This is a genomic window from Bordetella ansorpii (assembly GCF_900078705.1).
GTDB lineage: Bacteria > Pseudomonadota > Gammaproteobacteria > Burkholderiales > Burkholderiaceae_B > Bordetella > Bordetella ansorpii_A.
The window spans coordinates 676704-700208 of sequence record NZ_FKIF01000007.1; the positions used below are offsets into that span (position 1 = coordinate 676704).

Consider the following 23505-nt stretch of genomic DNA (forward strand, 5'->3'; position numbering starts at 1 on the left):
CGTCTGCCGGGTACGGCCTCTAGGATTTGGCTCATATGGATTAATCCTTACTGTGGATACCCTATGGCCACCTCCGCTCCCGCCACCGTCACCGCCATTACCGGCCGTGCCTGGATTCGCCACCCCGACGGCTCGCTGACCGCCCTGCATGAAGGCAGCAAGGTTCCGCCCAACAGCGAGATCGTCACGGCCAGCGGCGCCACGGTCACCCTGCAGGTGGAGAACGGCATGCCGGTGGTCATCGGCGCCGAGCGCCTGGTGGGCATCCACGACGATATGATCGGCCCCCCTGCCGATCCCGGCGAGGCGGCGGTCACGCCCCCCACAGGTCCCGATTCCGAACGCCTGCTGGCCATCCTGCAGGCCGGCGGCGATCCGTTCGAGGAACTCGGCCCCACCGCGGCCACGCTGGCCGGAGGCGGTGGCGGCGAAGGCGGCAGCAGCATCGTGCGGCTGGCCCACATCCTGGAAACCACCTCGCCGCTGGCCCTGGAGTATCCGAACCCGGCGCGCTTCGACGACTTCACGCCGCGCGCCGACATGTCCGGCATCGGCGGCAATGCCGCCGAGGGAACCGGCGATACCGGCGTCACGCCGACCAATCCCACCGTTCCCTCGGCACCCACGACGCAAGCGCCGGCCGCCAACCGAGCGCCCGCCGCCACCGACGACCCGGTCGCCACCACGGAGAAGAACACGGTGCGCGGCAACGTGCTGGGCAACGACACCGATCCCGATGGCGACAGGCTGACGGTGACGGGCGTGAACGGCCGCGCCATGGAGTCCGCCGGCATCAGCCTGGCCGGCTCGAACGGCGGCACCTTCACCCTGCTGCCCGACGGCAGCTACACCTTCGTGCCGGGCTCGGGCTTCCAGCATTTGGGCCAGGGCCAGACCGCGCTCACCACGGTCCAGTACACCATCACCGACGGCAACGGCCATGCCACGACGGCGGTGCTGGAAGTCACGGTGGTGGGCGTCAACGACGCCGCCGCCATCTCGGGCGCGATCGGTTCCACCGTGCAGGAGGACGCCACGCCGTCCACGCAGGGCAAGCTGACCGTCGCCGATGCCGACACCACCGATACGCACATCTGGTCGGTCGGCAACGGCGGCAAAGGTGCATACGGCGCCCTGACCATCGGCGCGGATGGCCAGTGGATCTACAACCTGGACAACGCCAGCCCCGCCATCCAGGCGCTGGGCGCGGGCCAGACGCTGACCGAGACCTTCACCGTCACCGTCGACGACGGCCATGGCGGCACAGCCTCGCAGTTGGTCACCATCACCATCGACGGCACGAACGATGCGCCGAAGCTGTCGGGCGAACTGACGGGCGCCGTCACCGAGGACGGCGTGCAGACCGCCTTCGGGCAACTGACCTCCACCGACGTCGACGCCACGGACACCCACACGTATTCGGTCGTGGGCAACGCCACGGGCGCCTACGGCGCCTTCGCCGTCGACGCCAGCGGCAAATGGATCTATACGCTGGACAATGGCGCCGCGCAGCCGCTGAAGTCGGGCCAGAGCGTCACCGAAACGTATACCGTGCAGGTCAGCGACGGCCATGGCGGCACCGACACGCAGGTCGTGACCATCACGATCAACGGCACCGACGATGGCGCCGTCATCACCCCGCACACGCCGGGCGCCGATGCGGGCACCGTCCGCGAGGACGCGTCGCTGGCCATCAGCGGCAAGCTGGACGTCACCGATCCGGATGCCGGACAGGCCGCGTTCCAGCCGCAGGCCAACACGCAAGGCGCGCATGGCGCCTTCACCATTGATGCCGCCGGCAACTGGACCTACAACCTGGACAACGCCAGCCTGGCCGTGCAGGCGCTGGGCGCGGGCGCGTCGGTAAGCGAAACCTTCACCGTGAAGTCCACCGACGGCGCGACGCATGACGTCACCGTCACCGTGCTGGGCACCAACGATGCCCCCAGGCTGTCGGGCGAACTGACCGGCTCGGTGACCGAGGACGGCGTGAAGCTGGCCACCGGCCAGTTGGCCGCCACCGACGTCGATACCGGCGACAAACTGACCTACTCGGTGGCAGGCAATGCCGCCGGCACCTACGGCGCGTTCTCGGTCGACGCCAACGGCAAGTGGACCTACACCCTGGACAACGCCGCCGCGCAGCCGCTGAAAGCCGGCCAGAGCGTGCAGGAAACATATACGGTCCAGGTCAGCGATGGCCACGGCGGCACCGATACGCAGACCATCACGGTCACCATCAACGGCGCCGATGACGGCGCGGTGATCGCGCCGCATGCGCCGGGCGCCGACGCGGGCGCCGTCCGCGAAGACACGACGCTGACCACGGGCGGCAAGCTCGACGTCACCGACCCCGATGCCGGCCAGGCCAGCTTCCAGGCCCAGACTGGCGCCAAGGGCCAGTACGGCACGTTCAGCATCGATGCGAACGGCAACTGGACCTACACGCTGAACAACGACAGCCCCGCCGTGCAGGCGCTGGGCGCCGGCGCCGCGGTGAACGAGACCTTCACCGTGAAGTCGGCCGATGGCTCGACGCATGACGTCACCATCACCGTGCAGGGCACCAACGACCTGCCGAGGCTGTCAGGGGAACTGACGGGCTCGGTGGCGGAAGACGGCGTGAAGACCGCCACGGGCCAACTGGCCGCGGCCGACGTCGACACCAGCGACATCCACACCTACGCCGTCGTCGGCAACGCCACGGGCACCTATGGCACGCTGGCCATCGACGCCAGCACCGGCAGGTGGACCTACACGCTGGACAACACCGCCGCCCAGCCGCTCAAGAGCGGCCAGAGCGTGCAGGAAACCTACACCGTCCAGGTCAGCGATGGCCAGGGCGGCAGCGACACCCGGACGATCACCGTCACCATCAACGGCGCCGACGACGGTGCGGTGATCGCCCCGCACACGCCGGGCGCGGACGCGGGCGCCGTCCGCGAAGACACGACGCTGACCACGGGCGGCAAGCTCGACATCACCGATGCCGACGCGGGCCAGGCCGTGTTCCAGCCGCAGACCGGCACGCCAGGCCAGCATGGCACCTTCGCCATCGATGGCAACGGCAACTGGACCTACAGCCTGAACAACGCCGATCCGGCCGTGCAAGCCTTGGGGGCCGGCCAATCGATGGCCGAGACGTTCACCGTCAGGTCGGCCGATGGCGCCACGCATGACGTCACCGTCACCATCCAGGGCACCAATGACGCGCCCAGGCTGTCGGGCGTGTTGACGGGTTCGGTCACGGAAGACGGCGTGAAGACGGCCACGGGCACGCTCGCCGGCACCGACGTCGATACCGGCGACAAGCTGAGCTACACCGTGGTCGGCAAGGCGACCGGCGCGTACGGCGCCTTCAGCGTCGATCCGAACACCGGCAAGTGGACCTACACGCTGGACAACGCCGCCGCGCAGCCCCTGAAGGCAGGCCAGAGCGTCACCGAGACGTACACCGTGCAGGTCAGCGATGACCACGGCGGCACCGATGCGAAGCTGGTCTCCATCACGATCAATGGCGCCGACGACGGCGCCGTCATCGCCCCGCACGCCCCGGGCGCCGACGCGGGCGCCGTCCGCGAAGACGGCACGCTGACCACGGGCGGCAAGCTCGACGTCACCGATCCGGATGCCGACCAGGCCGTGTTCCAGCCGCAGGCCAACACGCAAGGCGCGCATGGCGCCTTCGCCATCGATGCCAACGGCAACTGGACCTATGCGCTGAACAACGCCGGCCCGGCCGTGCAGGCGCTGGGCGCCGGCCAGTCGATGACGGAGACTTTCACGGTCAGATCGGCCGATGGCGCCACGCATGACGTCACCGTCACGATCCAGGGCACCAACGACGCACCCAGGCTGTCGGGCACGTTGACGGGTTCGGTCACGGAAGACGGTGTGAAGACGGCCACGGGCCAGTTGAGCGCCACGGACGTCGATACGAGCGACACGCACACGTACTCGGTGGTCGGCAGCGCCAAGGGCACCTACGGCGCCTTCAGCGTCGATCCCAACACCGGCAAGTGGACCTATACGCTGGACAACAGCGCGGCCCAGGTGCTCAAGAGCGGCCAGGCCGTGACCGAGTCGTACACGGTGCAGGTCAGCGATGGCCATGGCGGCACCGATACCAAGACCGTCGTCGTCACCATCAACGGCACCGACGACGGCGCGGCCATCGCCCCGCACACGCCGGACGCCGACGCAGGCACCGTCCGCGAGGACGGCACGCTGACCACGGGCGGCAAGCTCGACGTCACCGATCCCGATGCGGGCCAGGCGGCCTTCCAGGCCCAGGCCGGCACCAAGGGCGCTTACGGCACGTTCGCCATCGACGCCAATGGCAACTGGACCTATGACCTGAGCAACGCCAGCCCCGCCGTGCAGGCGCTGGGCGCGGGCGCATCGGTGACCGAGACCTTCACGGTCAAATCGGCTGACGGCTCCGCGCATGACGTCACCGTCACCATCCAGGGCACCAACGACGCACCGGTGCTGTCGGGTCAACAGACCGGCTCCGTCACGGAAGACGGCGTGAAGACGGCCACCGGCCAGATGGCCGCCACCGACGTCGACACGGGCGACAAGCTCAGCTACGCCGTCGTCGGCAGCGCCAAGGGCGCCTATGGTGCGTTCAGCATCGACGCCAACGGCAAGTGGACGTACACGCTGGACAACGCCGCAGCCCAGCCCCTGAAGGCAGGCCAGAGCGTCACCGAGACCTATACCGTGCAGGTCAGCGATGGCCATGGCGGCACGGACGCCAAGGTCATCACGGTCACCATCAACGGAACCGACGATGCCGCCATCATCACGCCGCATGCGCCGGGCGCCGATACCGGCGCCGTCCGCGAAGACGGCACGCTGACGGCAGGCGGCAAGCTGGACGTCACCGATCCCGATGCCGGCCAGGCCATCTTCCAGGCCCAGGCGAGCACGCCAGGCGCACACGGCACGTTCGCCATCGACGCCAGCGGCAACTGGACCTACAGCCTGGACAATGCCGACCCGGCCGTGCAGGCGCTGGGCGCAGGCAAGACCATGACCGAGACGTTCACGGTCAAGTCGGCGGATGGCGGCACCCACGACGTCACTGTCACCATCCAGGGCACCAACGATGCGCCCAAGCTGTCGGGCGAACTGACCGGCTCGGTCACGGAAGACGGCGTGAAGACGGCGACGGGCCAGCTCGTCACCACCGACGTCGACACTACCGATACCCACACGTACTCGGTCGTCGGCAATGCCAGCGGCACTTATGGCGCGTTCAGCGTCGACGCCAACGGCAGGTGGACCTACACGCTGGACAACGCCGCGGCGCAAGGCCTGGTGTCGGGCCAGTCCGTCCAGGAAACCTACACCGTCCAGGTCAGCGATGGCCAGGGCGGCACCGATACGAAGACCGTGTCGGTCACGATCAACGGTACGGACGATGCCGCGATCATCACGTCCCACGTCCCGGGGGCGGATCTCGGTGCGGTCCGCGAGGGCGGCACGCTGGCGACGGGCGGCAAGCTCGATGTCGTGGACCCGGATGCCGGCCAGGCCGTCTTCCAGGCCCAGCCAAATACGCAGGGTGCGCACGGCACCTTCACCATCGACGCCAATGGCAACTGGACCTACAACCTGAACAATGCCGACCCGGCCGTGCAGGCGCTGGGCGCAGACAAGTCGATGAGCGAGACCTTCACGGTCAAGTCCGCTGATGGGTCGACACATGACGTCACCGTCACCATCCAGGGGACGAACGACGCGCCGAAGCTCACGGGCGACGTCACCGGCTCGGTGACCGAGGATGGCGTGAAGACCGCCACCGGCACCCTCACCGGCACCGATATCGATGCGGGCGACAAGCTGACCTACGCCGTCACCGGCGCGGCCAAAGGCACCTATGGCGCCTTCACGGTCGACCCGAACACGGGCAAGTGGACCTATACGCTGGACAATACCGCCGCGCAGGCGCTGAAGTCCGGCCAGAGCATCACCGAGACCTATACCGTCCAGGTCAGCGACGGCCAGGGCGGAACGGACACCAAGACCGTTTCCGTCACCATCAACGGCACGGAGGACACGGCCGTCATCACGCCGCAGACCCCGGGCGCGGACTTGGGCACGGTAAAGGAAGACGGCACGCTGACGACCGGTGGCAAACTGGACATGGCCGACCCCGATGCGGGCCAAGCCGTCTTCCAGGCCCAGGCGGGCACGCAAGGCGCCCACGGCACCTTCGCCATCGATGCCAACGGCAACTGGACCTACAACCTGAACAACGCCGATCCGGCGGTTCAGGCCTTGGGTGCCGGCAAGACCATGACGGAGACATTCACGGTCAGGTCCGCCGACGGTTCGACCCATGACGTTACCGTCACCATCCAGGGCACCAACGACGCGCCCAGGCTTTCCGGCGAGCTGACCGGCTCCGTCACGGAAGATGGCGTCAAGACGGCCACGGGCCAACTGACGACCGCCGACGTCGACACGACCGACGCGCATAACTACTCCGTGGTCGGCAACGCCAGCAGCCCGTATGGCGCGTTCTCGGTCGATGCCAACACCGGCAAGTGGACTTATACGCTGGACAACAGCAGCGCCCAGGCGCTGACCAGCGGCCAGAGCGTCCAGGAGACCTACACCGTCCAGGTCAGCGATGGCCACGGCGGCACGGATACCAGGACCATCACGGTCACCATCAACGGCACCGACGACGGCGCCGTGATCGCGCCGCATACCCCGGGCGCCGATCTGGGCACGGTCACGGAAGACGGCACGCTGACCACCAGCGGCAAGCTGGACGTGGCCGACCCCGACGCGGGCCAGGCGGTCTTCCAGCCGCAGGCCGGCACGCAAGGCCAGCACGGCTCGTTCACGATCGACTCGAACGGCAACTGGATCTACAGCCTGAACAACGCCGATCCGGCCGTGCAGGCGCTGGCGGCGGGCCAGTCGATGAGCGAGACCTTCACGGTCAAGTCGGCCGACGGCACCTCGCACGGCGTCACCGTGACCATCCAGGGCACCAACGACGCACCCAAGCTGTCGGGCGAACTCACAGGCTCGGTCACGGAAGACGGCGTCAAGACGGCCACAGGACAACTGACGACCACCGACGTCGACACGACCGACACGCACACCTACTCCGTCGTCGGCAACGCCAACGGCACCTATGGCGCCTTCACCGTCGACGCCAGCGGGAAGTGGACCTACACGCTGGACAACGCCGCGGCGCAACGCTTGGTGCCCGGCCAATCGGTGCAGGAAACCTACACCGTCCAGGTCAGCGATGGCCACGGCGGCACCGACTTCAAGACCATCAGCGTCACCATCAACGGCGCCGACGATGGCGCGGTGATCGCGCCGCACACCCCGGGCGCGGACACCGGCTTCGTCGCGGAAGGGGCGCAGGCCACGGGCGGCAAGCTGGATGTGACCGACCCGGACCTGGGCCAGGCCGTGTTCCAGGCGCAAACCGGCACGCAAGGCGCGCACGGCAGCTTCAGCATCGACGCCAACGGCAACTGGACGTATGCACTGAACAGCGGCGATGCCGCCGTGCGCGCGCTGGGCGCCAACGAGTCGATCGCGGAAACCTTCACCGTGAAGTCGGCCGATGGCTCCATGCACGACATCACCGTCACCGTCCAGGGCACAAACGACGCACCCGTGCTGTCGGGCGAGCTGACCGGCTCGGTAACCGAGGATGGCGTGAAGACCGCCACCGGCCAGTTGGCCACGGCCGATGCCGATACGACCGACACACACACCTATTCCGTCGTCGGCAACGCCAGCGGCACCTATGGCGCCTTCACGGTCGATGCCAACACGGGCAAATGGATCTACACGCTGGACAACAACGCCGCCCAGGCGCTGACGTCTGGCCAGAGCATCACGGAAACCTACACCGTGCAGGTCAGCGATGGCCAGGGCGGGACGGATACGAAGACGATCAGCGTCACCATCAATGGCACCGATGACACGGCCGTCATCACTGCCCGCACGCCGGGCGCCGATACCGGCGCCGTCAAGGAAGACGGTGCGCTCACCACTGGCGGCAAGCTGGACGTGACCGATCCCGACGCGGGCCAGGCGGTCTTCCAGACGCAGACCGGTACGCAGGGCGCGCACGGGACCTTCGCCGTCGATGCCAATGGCAACTGGACCTACACCCTGAACAACGCCGAGCCAGCGGTGCAGACGTTGGCTGCCGGCCAGTCGATGACCGAAACCTTCACGGTGCAATCCGCCGACGGCACCAGGCACGACGTCACCGTCGCCATCCAGGGCACCAACGATGCACCCAGGCTGTCGGGCGAAATCACAGGTTCGGTGACCGAAGATGGCGTGAAGACCGCCACCGGCCAGTTGGCCACGGCCGACGCCGACACTACCGACACGCACACCTACACCGTCGTCGGCGGCGCGGCAGGCACCTATGGCGCCTTCGCCGTCGATCCCGACACCGGCGAGTGGACCTACACGCTGGACAACAATGCCGCCCAGGCTCTGAAGGGCGGCGAGAGCGTCACGGAGACGTATACCGTCCAGGTCAGCGACGGCCAGGGCGGCACGGATTCCAGGACCGTCACCGTCACCATCAACGGCACCGACGACGGCGCCATCATTGCGCCGCACGCGCCCGGCGCCGATGCCGGCACGGTGGCCGAAGGTGCACAGACCGCCAGCGGCAAGCTGGACATCAGCGATCCCGACGCGGGCCAGGCTTCGTTCCAGGTCCAGACCGGCACGCCGGGCCAGCACGGTTCGTTCTCGGTCGATGCCAACGGTAACTGGACCTATGCGTTGAACAGCGGCGACGCAGCGGTCCGTGCGCTGGGCGCCAACCAATCGCTGACCGAGACCTTCACGGTCAAGGCCGCCGATGGCTCCACGCACGACATCACCGTCACCATCCAGGGGACCAACGATGCACCGGTACTGTCCGGCGACGTCACGGGCTCCGTGACCGAGGATGGCGTCAAGACCGCCACCGGCCAGCTGACGACCACCGACGTCGATACGACCGACGCGCATATCTACTCCGTGGTCGGCAATGCCAACGGCACGTATGGCACGTTCACCGTCGATGCCAACGGCAAGTGGACTTACACCCTGGACAACAGCGCCGCGCAGGTGCTGAAGTCTGGCCAGAGCGTGACCGAGACGTATGCCGTCCAGGTCAGCGACGGGCACGGCGGCACGGATACGCAGACGATCAACGTCACCATCAACGGTACGGACGACACGGCCGTCCTCACCGCCCACACGCCGGGCGCGGATCTGGGTACGGTGAAGGAAGACGGCACGCAGGCCACCGGCGGCAAGCTGGACGTGGCTGATCCCGACGCGGGCCAGGCGGTCTTCCGGGCCCAGACCGGCACGCCAGGCGCGCATGGCACTTTCGCCATCGATGCCAACGGCAATTGGACCTACAACCTGAACAATGCCGATCCGGCCGTTCAGGCACTGGGCGCCAATCAATCGCTGACGGAGACTTTCACGGTCAAGTCGGCCGACGGTACGTCGCACGACGTCACCGTCACCATCCAGGGCACCAACGACGCGCCCGTGCTGTCCGGCGAGGTCACGGGTTCCGTGACCGAGGATGGCGTCAAGACCGCCTCCGGCCAATTGGTGGCCACCGACGTCGACACCACCGATACGCATACCTACGCCGTCATCGGCAGCGCCACGGGCGCCTACGGCGCCTTCAGCGTCGACGCCAACGGCAAGTGGACGTATACGCTGGACAATGATGCCGCCCAGGCCTTGAAGGGTGGCGAGCGCGTCACCGAGACCTACACCGTCCAGGTCAGCGATGGCCAGGGCGGGACGGATACGAAGACGATCTCCGTCACCATCAACGGCACCGATGACGCCGCCATCATCACCGCCCATACCCCGGGCGCCGATGCGGGCACAGTGGCTGAAGGCGCACAGACCGCCAGCGGCAAGCTCGACATCACCGACCCGGATGCCGGCCAGGCGTCGTTCCAGGCCCAGACAGGTACGCAAGGCGCGCACGGCAGCTTCAGCATCGACGCCAGCGGCAACTGGACCTACGCGCTGAACAGCGGCGATGCAGCAGTCCGCGCGCTGGGCGCCAACCAGACGCTGACCGAGACCTTCACCGTCAAAGCCGCCGATGGCTCGACGCATGACGTCACCGTCACCATCAAGGGCACGAACGATGCGCCCGAGCTGTCGGGCGAACTGACCGGCTCGGTCACGGAAGACGGCGTCAAGACGGCCACAGGCCAACTGACGACCGCCGACGTCGACACGACCGATACGCACACCTACACCGTCGTGGGCAACACCACGGGCACCTACGGCGCCTTCGCGGTCGATGCCAGCACCGGCAGATGGACCTACACGCTGGACGACAGCGCGGCCCAGGTATTGAAGAGCGGCCAGAGCGTCACCGAGTCGTACACCGTCCAGGTCAGCGACGGCCAGGGCGGGACGGACACCAGGACGATCAGCGTCACCATCAACGGTACGGATGACACAGCCGTCATCACCGCCCACACGCCGGGCGCGGATGCCGGCACCGTCGGCGAAGACGGCACGCTCGCCGCCGGCGGCAAGCTCGACTTGATCGATCCCGATGCCGGCCAGGCAGTCTTCCAGACGCAGACCGGCACGCAAGGCGCGCACGGCACATTCACGATCGATGCGAATGGCAACTGGACCTACAACCTGAACAACGCCGATCCGGTAGTTCAGGCACTGGCCGCCAACCAATCGCTGACGGAGACCTTCACGGTCAAGTCGGCCGATGGCACGATGCACGACGTCACCGTCACGATCCAAGGCACCAACGACGCGCCAAAACTCTCGGGCGACGTCACGGGTTCGGTGACCGAGGATGGCGTGAAGACCGCCACCGGCCAGTTGACGACCACCGACGTCGACACGACCGACACGCACACCTATTCCGTCGTCGGCAACGCCGCCGGCGCGTACGGCGCCATCACGGTCGATGCCACTACCGGCAAGTGGACCTACACGCTGGACAATGCCGCCGCGCAAAGCCTGGTGGCAGGCCAGGCCGTGACCGAGACCTACACCGTCCAGGTCAGCGACGGCCAAGGCGGGACGGATACCAGGACCATCACCGTCACCATCAACGGCACCGACGACGGCGCCATCATTGCGCCGAGCGCGCCGGGCACCGATGCGGCCACTGTCACGGAAGGCGCGCAGACCGCCAGCGGCAAGCTGGACATCACCGACCCCGACGCGGGCCAGGCCTCGTTCCAGGTCCAGACCGGCACACCGGGCCAGCATGGCTCGTTCTCGGTCGATGCCAACGGCAACTGGACCTACAACCTGAACAGCGGCGATGTAGCAGTCCGCGCGCTGGGCGCCAACCAATCGCTGACCGAGACCTTCACCGTCAAGTCGGCCGATGGCTCCACGCACGACATCACCGTCACCATCCAGGGCACCAACGACACGCCCACGCTGTCGGGCGATCTCACCGGCTCGGTCACCGAGGATGGCGTGAAGACCGCCACCGGCCAGTTGACGACCACCGACGCCGACACCACCGACACGCACACCTACACCGTCGTCGGCAGCACGGCAGGCACGTATGGCGCGTTCGCCGTCGACCCCGACACCGGCAAGTGGACCTACACGCTGGACAACAACGCCGCACAGGTGCTGAAGGCCGGCCAGAGCGTCACGGAAACCTACACTGTCCAGGTCAGCGACGGCCAGGGCGGCACGGACACCAAGACCATCACTGTCACCCTCAACGGCACCGATGACGGCGCCGTGATCACCCCGCACGCACCGGGCGCCGATGCCGGCACCGTGGCCGAAGGCGCGCAGACCGCCATCGGCAAGCTGGACATCAGCGATCCCGACGCGGGCCAGGCCTCGTTTCATGCGCAGGCCGGCACGGCAGGCGCGCACGGCACCTTCGCCGTCGATGCGAACGGCAATTGGACCTATGCGCTGAACAGCGGCGACGCCGCCGTGCGCGCGCTGGGCACCAACGAAACGTTGACCGAGACCTTCACCGTCAAGTCGGCCGATGGCTCCACGCACGACATCACCGTCACCATCCAGGGCACCAACGACACACCCATGCTGTCGGGCGACGTCACGGGCTCCGTGACCGAGGATGGCGTCAAGACCGCAACGGGCCAGTTGGTCACCGCCGATGCCGACACCACCGACGCCCATACCTATTCCGTCGTCGGCAGCGCCACGGGCAACTACGGCGCGTTCGCGGTGGACCCGAATACGGGCAAGTGGACCTACACGCTGGACAACAACGCCGCGCAGGGCCTGACCACCGGCCAGAGCGTGACCGAGATCTACACCGTCCAGGTCAGCGACGGCCACGGTGGCACGGATACGAAGACGATCTCCGTCACCATCAACGGCAGCGATGACGCCGCCATCATCACCGCCCATATCCCGGGCGCCGATGCGGCCACCGTCACGGAAGGCTCGCAGACCGCCAGCGGCAAGCTGGACGTCACCGATCCCGATGCCGGCCAGGCCGTGTTCCAGGTCCAGTCGGGCATTCAGGGCGCACATGGCACTTTCAACCTGGATGCCAGCGGCAACTGGACCTATGCGCTGAACAACGGCGACGCCGCCGTGCGCGCGCGCTGGGCGCCAGCGAGACGTTGACCGAAACGTTCACGGTCAAATCGGCCGACGGCTCCACGCACGACATCACCGTCGCCATCCAGGGCACCAACGACGCGCCCGTGTTGTCCGGCGCGCTGACGGGTTCCGTCACCGAGGATGGCAGCAAGATCGCCACCGGCCAGTTAGTGGCGACGGATGCCGACACCACCGACACGCATACCTATTCGGTCGCCGGCAATGCCAACGGGCCGTATGGCTCGTTCAGCGTCGATGCCAGCGGCAAGTGGACCTACACACTGGACAACGCCGCCGCGCAAGGCCTGGTGGCCGGCCAGACCGTGATCGAGACGTACACCGTCCAGGTCAGCGATGGCCACGGCGGCACCGACACCAGGACCGTCACCATCACCATCAACGGCACCGACGACGGTGCCGTGATCACCCCGCACGCGCCGGGCGCCGATGCAGGCAGCGTGGCTGAAGGCGCACAGACCGCCAGCGGCAAGCTCGACATCAGCGATCCCGACGCGGGCCAAGCCTCGTTCCAGGTCCAGACCGGCACGGCCGGCCAGCATGGCTCGTTCTCGGTCGATGCCAACGGCAACTGGACCTATAACCTGAACAGCGGCGATGCCGCGGTCCGCGCGCTGGGCGCCAACGAATCGCTGACCGAGACCTTCACCGTCAAGGCCGCCGATGGCTCGACGCACGACATCACCGTCACCATCGAGGGCACCAACGATGCGCCCAGGCTGTCCGGCGACGTCACCGGTTCGGTCACCGAGGATGGCGTGAAGACGGCCACGGGTCAACTCGTGACGGCGGATCCCGACACTACCGACACGCACACTTATTCGGTCGTCGGCAACGCCTCCGGCACGTATGGCGCGTTCACGGTCGATACCAACACCGGCGAATGGACCTATACGTTGGACAACAGCGCCGCCCAGGTGCTGAAGTCCGGCCAGAGCGTCACGGAAACGTACACCGTCCAGGCCAGCGACGGCCAGGGCGGGACGGACACCAGGACGATCAGCGTCACGATCAACGGTACGGACGACACGGCCGTCATCACCGCCCATACATCGGGCTCGGATACTGGCGCCGTCAAGGAAGACGGCATGCTTACCGCCAGCGGCAAGCTGGATGTGACCGATCTGGATGCGGGCGAAGCTGTATTCCAGGCCCAGACTGGCACGGCGGGGCAGCACGGTTCGTTCTCGGTCGATGCCAACGGCAACTGGACCTACAACCTGAACAGCGGCGACGCAGCAGTCCGCGCGCTGGGCGCCAACGAATCGCTGACCGAGACCTTCACCGTCAAGTCGGCCGATGGCTCCACGCACGACATCACCGTCACCATCCAGGGCACCAACGATGCGCCGGTGCTGTCGGGCGACGTCACGGGCTCCGTGACCGAGGATGGCGTCAAGACCGCAACGGGCCAGTTGACGACCACCGACGTCGACACGACCGATACGCACACCTATTCGGTCGTCGGCAACGCCAACGGCCCCTACGGCGCATTCGCCGTGGATGCCAATGGCAAGTGGACCTACACGCTGGACAACACGGCCGCGCAAAGCCTTGTCGCCGGCCAGACCGTGACCGAGACCTATACCGTCCAGGTCAGCGATGGCCAGGGCGGGACGGATACCAGGACCATCACTCTCACCATCAACGGCGCCGACGATGGCGCGGTCATTGCTCCCCACGCTCCGGGCGCCGATACCGGGTCCGTGGCCGAAGGTGCACAGACCACCAGCGGCAAGCTCGACATCAGCGATCCCGACGCAGGCCAGGCCTCGTTCCAGGTCCAGACCGGTACGCCAGGCCAGCACGGCTCGTTCTCGGTCGATGCCAACGGCAACTGGACCTATAACCTGAACAGCGGCGATGCCGCGGTCCGCGCGCTGGGCGCCAACCAATCGCTGACCGAGACCTTCACCGTCAAGGCCGCCGATGGTTCGACGCACGACGTCACCGTCACGATCCAAGGGACCAACGACGCCCCTGCCCTGTCTGGTCAGTTGACGGGTTCGGTGACGGAGGATGGCACCAAGACGGCCAGCGGCCAATTGGCGACTTCCGACGCCGACACGACCGATACGCAGACTTACTCCGTCATCGGCAATGCTGCTGGCACGTACGGAGGCTTCACGGTCGATGCCACTACCGGCAAGTGGACCTACACGCTGGACAACAACGCCGCCCAGGCGCTGACCACCGGCCAGAGCGTGACCGAGACGTACATCGTCCAGGTCAGCGACGGCCACGGCGGGACGGATACCAAGACGATCTCCGTCACCATCAACGGCACCGACGATGCCGCCATCATCACCGCCCACACGCCGGGCGCCGATGCGGCCACCGTCGCGGAAGGCGCGCAGACCGCCAGCGGCAAGCTGGATGTCGTGGATCCGGATGCCGGCCAGGCCGTCTTCCAGGCCCAGGCGGGCACGCAAGGCGCACATGGCACCTTCAGCCTCGATACCAGCGGCAACTGGACTTATGCGCTGAACAACGACGCAACCGTCCGAGCCTTGGGCGCCAACGAAACACTGACCGAGACCTTCACGATCAAGTCGGCCGATGGCTCCACCCACGACGTCACTGTCACCATCCAGGGCACCAACGACGCGCCCGTGCTGTCGGGCGACCTGAGCGGCTCGGTGACCGAAGATGGCACCAAAACGGCCACCGGCCAACTGGCCACGGCTGATGCCGATGTCACCGACACGCATATGTATTCGGTCGTCGGCAATGCCAATGGTACGTACGGCGGCTTCACGGTCGACCCGAGTACGGGCAAATGGACCTACACGCTGGACAACACGGCTGCGCAAGACCTGGTCGCCGGCCAGAGCGTGACCGAGACGTACACCGTCCAGGTCAGCGACGGCCAGGGCGGCACCGACACCAAGACCGTCGCCGTCACCATCAACGGCACGGACGACAGCGCGGTCATCACCCCGCACGCGCCCGGCGCCGATGCCGGCAGCGTGGCCGAAGGTTCGCAGACCGCCAGCGGCAAGCTCGACATCACCGATCCCGACGCGGGCCAAGCTTCGTTCCAGGTCCAGACCGGTACGCCAGGCCAGCACGGCTCGTTCTCGGTCGATGCCAACGGCAACTGGACCTATAACCTGAACAGCGGCGATGCCGCGGTCCGCGCGCTGGGCGCCAACGAATCGCTGACCGAGACCTTCACCGTCAAGGCCGCCGACGGCTCCACGCATGACATCACGGTCACGATCCAAGGCACCAACGACGCCCCTGCCCTGTCTGGTCAGTTGACGGGTTCGGTGACGGAGGACGGCACCAAGACGGCCAGCGGCCAATTGGCAACCTCCGACGCCGACACGACCGATACGCACACGTACGCAGTCGCAGGCAACGCGACCGGCAGCTACGGCGCCTTCACGGTGAATCCGAACACGGGCAAGTGGACCTACGCGTTGGACAACAACGCCGCCCAGGCGCTGACCACCGGCCAGAGCGTGACCGAGACGTACATCGTCCAGGTCAGCGACGGCCACGGTGGCACGGATACCAAGACCGTCACCATCACCATCAACGGCACCGACGATGCCGCCATCATCACTGCCCATACCCCAGGCGCCGATGCGGCCACCGTCAAGGAAGGCAGTCAGGCCGCCAGCGGCAAGCTCGACGTCACCGACCCCGATGCCGGCCAGGCCGTGTTCCAGGTCCAGTCAGGCATTCAAGGTGCACATGGCACCTTCAGCCTCGATGCCAGCGGCAACTGGACCTATGCGCTGAACAGCGGCGACGCCGCCGTGCGCGCGCTGGGCGCCAACGAATCGTTGACCGAGACCTTCACCGTCAAGGCCGCCGATGGCTCCACGCATGACATCACGGTCACGATCCAAGGCACCAACGACGCGCCGAAACTCTCGGGCGACGTCACGGGATCGGTGACGGAGGACGGCACAAAGACCGCCACCGGCCAACTGACGGCCACGGATGTCGACACCACCGACACGCACACCTACGCCGTCGCCGGCAACGCCAGCGGCACCTATGGCGCCTTCTCGGTCGATGCCAATACGGGCAAGTGGACCTACACGCTGGACAACAACGCCGCACAGGTGCTGAAGGCCGGCCAGAGCGTCACGGAAACCTACACTGTCCAGGTCAGCGATGGCCATGGCGGCACGGATACCCAGACGATCAGCGTCACGATCAACGGCACCGACGACACGGCCGTCATCACCGCCCATACATCGGGCTCGGATACTGGCGCCGTCAAGGAAGACGGCACGCAGACCACCAGCGGCAAGCTGGACGTGGCAGACCCCGACGCAGGCCAGGCAGTCTTCCAGACGCAGACCGGCACGCAGGGCGCGCACGGCACGTTCGCCATCGACGCCAATGGCAACTGGACCTACAACCTGAACAACGCCGATCCGGCGGTTCAGGCCCTGGGCGCCAGCCAATCGCTGACCGAGACCTTCACGGTCAAGTCGGCCGATGGCTCCACCCATGACATCACCGTCACCATCCAGGGCACCAACGACGCGCCCAAGCTCTCGGGCGACGTCACGGGATCGGTGACGGAGGACGGCACGAAGACCGCCACCGGCCAACTGACGACCACGGATGTCGACACCACCGACACGCACACCTACGCTGTCGTGGGCAACGCCACGGGCGCGTACGGCGCCTTCAGCGTCGACGCCAACGGCAAGTGGACGTACACGCTGGACAACGCCGCGGCGCAAGGCCTGGTGGCCGGCCAGAGCGTGACCGAGACCTACACCGTCCAGGTCAGCGACGGCCAGGGAGGCACCGATACCAGGACGGTCTCCGTCACCGTCAACGGCTCGGACGATGCCGCCATCATCACCGCCCATACCCCGGGCGCGGATGCGGGAGCGGTCGCCGAGGGCTCGCAGTCCACTGGCGGCAAGCTGGACATCACCGACCCGGATGCGGGCCAGGCGGTGTTCCAGGCCCAGACCGGCACGCAAGGCGCGCATGGCACCTTCACCCTCGACGCCACCGGCAACTGGACCTACAACCTCAACAATGATGCCGCGGTGCGCGCCCTGGGCGCCAACGAGACGCTGACCGAGACCTTCACCGTCAAGTCGGCCGATGGCTCCACGCACGACATCACCGTCACCATCCAGGGGACCAACGATGCACCGGTACTGTCCGGCGACGTCACGGGCTCCGTGACCGAGGATGGCGTCAAGACCGCAACGGGCCAGTTGACGACCACCGACGTCGACACGACCGATACGCACACCTATTCGGTCGTCGGCAACGCCAACGGCCCCTACGGCGCATTCGCCGTGGATGCCAATGGCAAGTGGACCTACACGCTGGACAACACGGCCGCGCAAAGCCTTGTCGCCGGCCAGACCGTGACCGAGACCTACACCGTCCAGGTCAGCGACGGCCACGGCGGCACGGATACCAAGACGATTTCCGTCACCCTCAACGGCACGGAGGACGGCGCCATCATCGTGCCGCACACCGTGGGCGCCGATCTCGGCACGGTGAAGGAAGACGGCACGCTGGCCACCGGCGGCAAGCTGGACGTGGCCGACCCCGATGCGGGCCAGGCGGTCTTCCAGGCCCAGGCCGGCACGCAGGGCGCGCATGGCACCTTCGCCATCGACGCCAACGGCAACTGGGCCTACAACCTGAACAATGCCGACCCGGCGGTCCAGGCCCTGGGCGCCGGCAAGACCATGACCGAGACCTTCTCGGTCAAGTCGGCCGACGGCACGACGCATGATGTCACCGTCACGATCCAGGGCACCAACGATGCGCCGACGCTGTCGGGCGCCGTCACGGGAAGCGTGACCGAGGATGGCGTCAAGACCGCCACCGGCCAGCTCACCGGCGCGGACATCGACACCGGCGACAAGCTCACCTACGCCCTCATGGGTGCTGCCACGGGCACCTACGGCGCCTTCGCCGTCGATGCCGACACCGGCAAATGGACCTACACGCTGGACAACAGCGCGGCCCAGGTATTGAAGAGCGGCCAGAGCGTCACCGAGTCGTACACCGTACAGGTCAGCGACGGCCAGGGCGGCACCGCCAGCAAGACGGTCAGCATCACCATCAACGGCAGCGATGACACCGCCGTCATCACCCCGCACACCCCGGGCGCGGACGCCGGCGCCGTCAAGGAAGACACGACGCTCACCACGGGCGGCAAGCTCGACGTGGTGGATCCCGATGCGGGCCAGGCCGTCTTCCAGGTCCAGACGGGCACGCAAGGCGCCCACGGCACCTTCGCCATCGATGCCAACGGCAACTGGACCTACAACCTGAACAATGCCGACCCGGCGGTCCAGGCCCTGGGCGCCGGCAAGACGATGACCGAGACCTTCTCTGTCAAGTCCGCCGATGGCTCCACGCATGACGTCACCGTCACGATCCAGGGCACGAACGATGCCCCCAGGCTGTCGGGCGACGTCACGGGCACGGTCACCGAGGACGGCACCAAGACCGCGACGGGCACGCTCACCGGCGCCGACGTGGATGCCGGCGACAAGATGGCCTACTCCGTGGTTGGCGCGGCCAAGGGCACCTATGGCGCCTTCACGGTCGATGCCAACACCGGCAAATGGACCTATACGCTGGACAACAGCGCGGCCCAGGTATTGAAGAGCGGCCAGAGCGTCACCGAGACGTACACCGTCCAGGTCAGCGACGGCCAGGGCGGCACCGACACCAAGACGGTCAACGTCACCATCAACGGCACCGATGACACCGCCGTCATCACCGCGCACACGCCGGGCTCCGACGCCGGCGTCGTCAAGGAAGACGGCACGCTGACCGCCGCGGGCAAGCTCGACGTGGCCGACCCCGATGCCGGCCAGGCCGTGTTCCAGGCCCAGACCGGCACGCAAGGCGCGCATGGCACCTTCGCCATCGATGCCAACGGCAACTGGACCTACGCGTTGAACAACGCCGATCCGGCCGTTCAGGCGCTGGGCGCCGGCAAGACCCTGACCGAGACCTTCCCGGTGAAATCGGCCGACGGCACCACCAGCCAGGTCACCGTCACCATCCAGGGCACCAACGACGCGCCCAAGTTGTCGGGCGACGTCACGGGCACGGTCACGGAAGACGGCGTGAAGACCGCCAACGGCACGTTGACGGGCGCCGACATCGACACCGGCGACAAGATGACCTACTCGGTCACCGGCAACGCCAAGGGCGCCTACGGGGCCTTCACCATCGATGCCAACACCGGCAAATGGACCTACACGCTGGACAACAGCGCGGCCCAGGTATTGAAGAGCGGCCAGAGCGTCACCGAGTCGTACACCGTCCAGGTCAGCGACGGCCAGGGCGGCACGGATTCCAGGACCGTCACCGTCACCATCAACGGCACCGACGACGGGGCGGTCATCACGCCCGCCACGCCGGGCTCGGATGCGGGCGCGCTGAAGGAAGACACGACGCTGACGGCCACGGGCAAGCTCAACGTGGCGGACCCGGATGCCGGCCAGGCCGTGTTCCAGGCCCAGGCCGCCACCAAGGGCGCCTACGGCACCTTCGCCATCGACGCCAACGGCAACTGGACCTACAACCTGGACAACGGCAATGGCGCCGTCCAGGCGTTGGGCGCCGGCAAGTCGGTCGTCGAGACCTTCTCGGTGAAGTCCGCCGACGGCACGGCCAGCCAGGTCTCGGTCACCATCCAGGGCACCAACGACGCGCCCAGGCTGTCGGGCGTCACCGCGGGCGCCGTCACGGAAGATGGCGCCAAGACCAGCAGCGGCCAGTTGACGGCCACCGATGTCGATACCGGCGACGTCATGGCCTACTCGGTCGTGGGCGCCGCCCGCGGCACCTATGGGGCCTTCGCGGTCGATGCCACCGGCAAGTGGACGTACACCCTGGACAACGCCGCCGCGCAGCCGCTGAAGGGCGGCCAGGTGGTGACGGAGACCTACACCGTCCAGGTCAGCGATGGCCAGGGCGGCACGGACACCAGGACCGTCACCGTCACGATCACCGGCACCGACGACGCGCCGGTGATCAGCGGCCAGACCAGCGGCCAGGTGATCGAGGACTACACGCTGACCAGCTCCGGCAAGCTGACGGTGACGGACGCGGACACCGGCGAAAGCGGCGTCGTCGCCCAGGCCAACGTGGCGGGCAAGTACGGCACGTTCACCATCGACGCCAGCGGCAACTGGACGTACTCGCTGAACAACAGCCTGCCCGCCGTCCAGAACCTGGCCCCGGGCGCCGTGCTGTCCGAGTCCTTCAACGTCACCGCGGGCGACGGCAAGACCCTGCAGCCCATCACGGTCTCGGTGGTCGGCACCAATGACGCGCCGGTGTCCGCCGACAATGCGGCCAACGTCGAGACGGGCACCAAGTACACGTTCAAGACCGGCGACTTCGCCTTCGGCGACATCGATGGCAACGCGCAGCAGAGCGTGATCATCTCGCGCCTGCCGACGGACGGCACGCTGACCTTCAACGGCAACGCCGTCTCGGTCAACCAGGTGATCACCCCGGCGGACATCGCGGCGGGCAAGCTGGTCTTCACGCCCTCCACCGCCGGCCTGGACACCTCGTTCGGCTTCAAGGTGCAGGATGCGGGCGGCACGGCCTACGGCGGCAAGGACACCTCCAGCGAATACAACTTCGCCGTGGTGACCAACAACCTGATCGTGGGCACCAATGCCGCCAGTCCGTCCACCGCGCCTCTGCTGGGCGGCTCGGGCGACGACATCATCATCGGCGACAAGGGCGGCACGGTCACCACCGTCGAAGCCGGCAAGAACTACAACATCGCCCTGGTGATCGACACCTCGGGCAGCATGGCGTGGGGCCTGGACGGCACGAGCGGCGTGGCGTACGCCAACTCGCGGATGAAGCTGATCAAGGACGCGCTGACCAACCTGGCCACGCAATTGTCCAACCACGACGGCACGGTCAACGTCTCGCTGATCGGCTTCTCGACCAACGCCAGCCAGGCGCTGACGCTGCAAGGTCTGAACAAGAACAACCTGTCCAGCCTGCTGAGCGCCATCAACAACCTGTCGGCGTCGGGCGGCACGAACTACGAGGCGGCCTTCAACACGGCCGTGACGTGGTTCAACTCGCAGACGGCGGCCGGCAAAACCACCGCCGCCGGCTACGAGAACGTCACGTACTTCCTGACCGATGGCGATCCGACCTATTACCTGAATTCGAAGGGGGCGGTCGCCGGCACCGGCAACAGCACGGACGTGACCACGCTGCAGGAATCGGTCAACGCCTTCGGCCCGCTGGCCAATGCCAGCAAGGTGAACGCGATCGGCATCGGCGATGGCGTGAACACCGACTACCTGAAGATGTTCGACAACACGGGCGGCACGGGCGCCACCAGCTATGTGGCGTTCGGCAACGGCTCGTCCACCTCGCTGGCGGACTTCAATACCCTGCTGTTCCCCTCGGGCATGAACAACGTCGCCAACTGGACGACCACGGGCACCAGCCTGGGTGGCTCGTCGGTGACGCGGTCGCTGACCGCCAGCAACATGATGCTGACGGACGTGGCTGGCGGCAGTTCGCTGACGGCGACCAGTCCGTCCTTCACGATCAGTTCGGGCAACTTCGGCAAGGTCAGTTTCACGGCCTCCAGCACCAACTTCGTGACGGGCGACCAGTTCAACTGGACGCTGCAACGCTACGACACGGCCACCGGAAAGTGGGTGAGCGTCGACAGCGGCACGACCGCCTCGGGCTACGGCGGGGCGACGACCATCACCTCGGGGCTGGCGGCGGCGGGCACCTATCGCCTGGTCTACGAAGTGATCGACAACACCAACAACTCGCGTTCGGCCACGATCAACATCGACGACATCGCGCTGACCAGCTTCGCGGCCAGCTCGGTGGTGGCGGCGCCGGCGGGCGACGTGGGCGCGGTCACGCAGGCCAGCGACCTGAGCGCCGCGCTGACGCGGGGCGGCACGTCGCTGACGCCCGCGTCGATGGGCGGCGACATCATCGACGGCGGCGCGGGCGGCGACATCATCTTCGGCGACACCCTCAACACCGACAGGCTGTCATGGGGCAGCGTGGCGGCGGGTTCGCACGACGGCGACGGCATGAAGGCGCTGACGGACTACCTGACCTATACCAACGGCCACGCCCCGACCACCAACGAGATCTACGATTTCGTCAAGGCCAACGCGGGCATGTTCGACGTCGCGGAAGACACCCGCGGCGGCGATGACACGATCCGCGGCGGCACGGGCGACGACCTCCTCTACGGTGGCGGCGGCAACGACACCCTGTACGGCGATGACGGCAAGGACACCCTGTACGGCGGGACCGGCGACGATGCGCTGTATGGCGGGGCCGACGACGACAAGCTGTATGGCGGAACGGGCAGCGACTCCCTGGACGGCGGCACGGGCAATGACACCCTGGTCGGCGGCAAGGGCAACGACACGTTGATCGGCGGCGCGGGCAGCGACACTTTCCGGTGGGAGCTGAACGACCAGGCCACCACGGCCAACCCGTCGGTGGACACGATCAAGGACTTCTCGACCGCCAAGCCGGCCGACGGCGGCGACGTGCTCGACCTGAAGGATCTGCTGATCGGCGAGAAGGACAGCAGCCTGACGCAATTCCTGAACTTCACCAAGGAAGGCAACAACACGGTCATCAACATCAATACCCAGGGCCAGATCGGCAGCCAGGGCGCCGACCAGAAGATCGTGCTGGAGAACGTCGACCTGACGCAGAACGGGACGCTGGACAACCAGGCCATCATCAACGATCTGCTGCAGAAGGGGAAACTGGACGTCAACCATTGACCATGGGCGGAATCCGGCGGCGCGGGCGGCCGCCGGCCCTGCCGCATCCCGCCACGCGGCGGCGCGGCGGGCGTGTCGTACTGGC

The 23505-nt window shown here is 67.2% G+C and carries 2 protein-coding genes; both read left to right on the top strand.

The window, feature by feature from the left end:
- Positions 1–63: 63 nt before the first annotated feature.
- Positions 64–12645, top strand: a complete 12582-nt coding sequence (locus A6745_RS29580) for a VCBS domain-containing protein (RefSeq protein ID WP_066130450.1) — start codon at positions 64–66, stop codon at positions 12643–12645.
- Positions 12642–23420 (top strand): beta strand repeat-containing protein, encoded by a 10779-nt coding sequence (locus A6745_RS29585; RefSeq protein WP_066130453.1) that lies wholly within the window; start codon positions 12642–12644, stop codon positions 23418–23420. Before A6745_RS29580 ends, A6745_RS29585 begins: the two co-directional genes overlap by 4 nt.
- Positions 23421–23505: the final 85 nt, after the last annotated feature.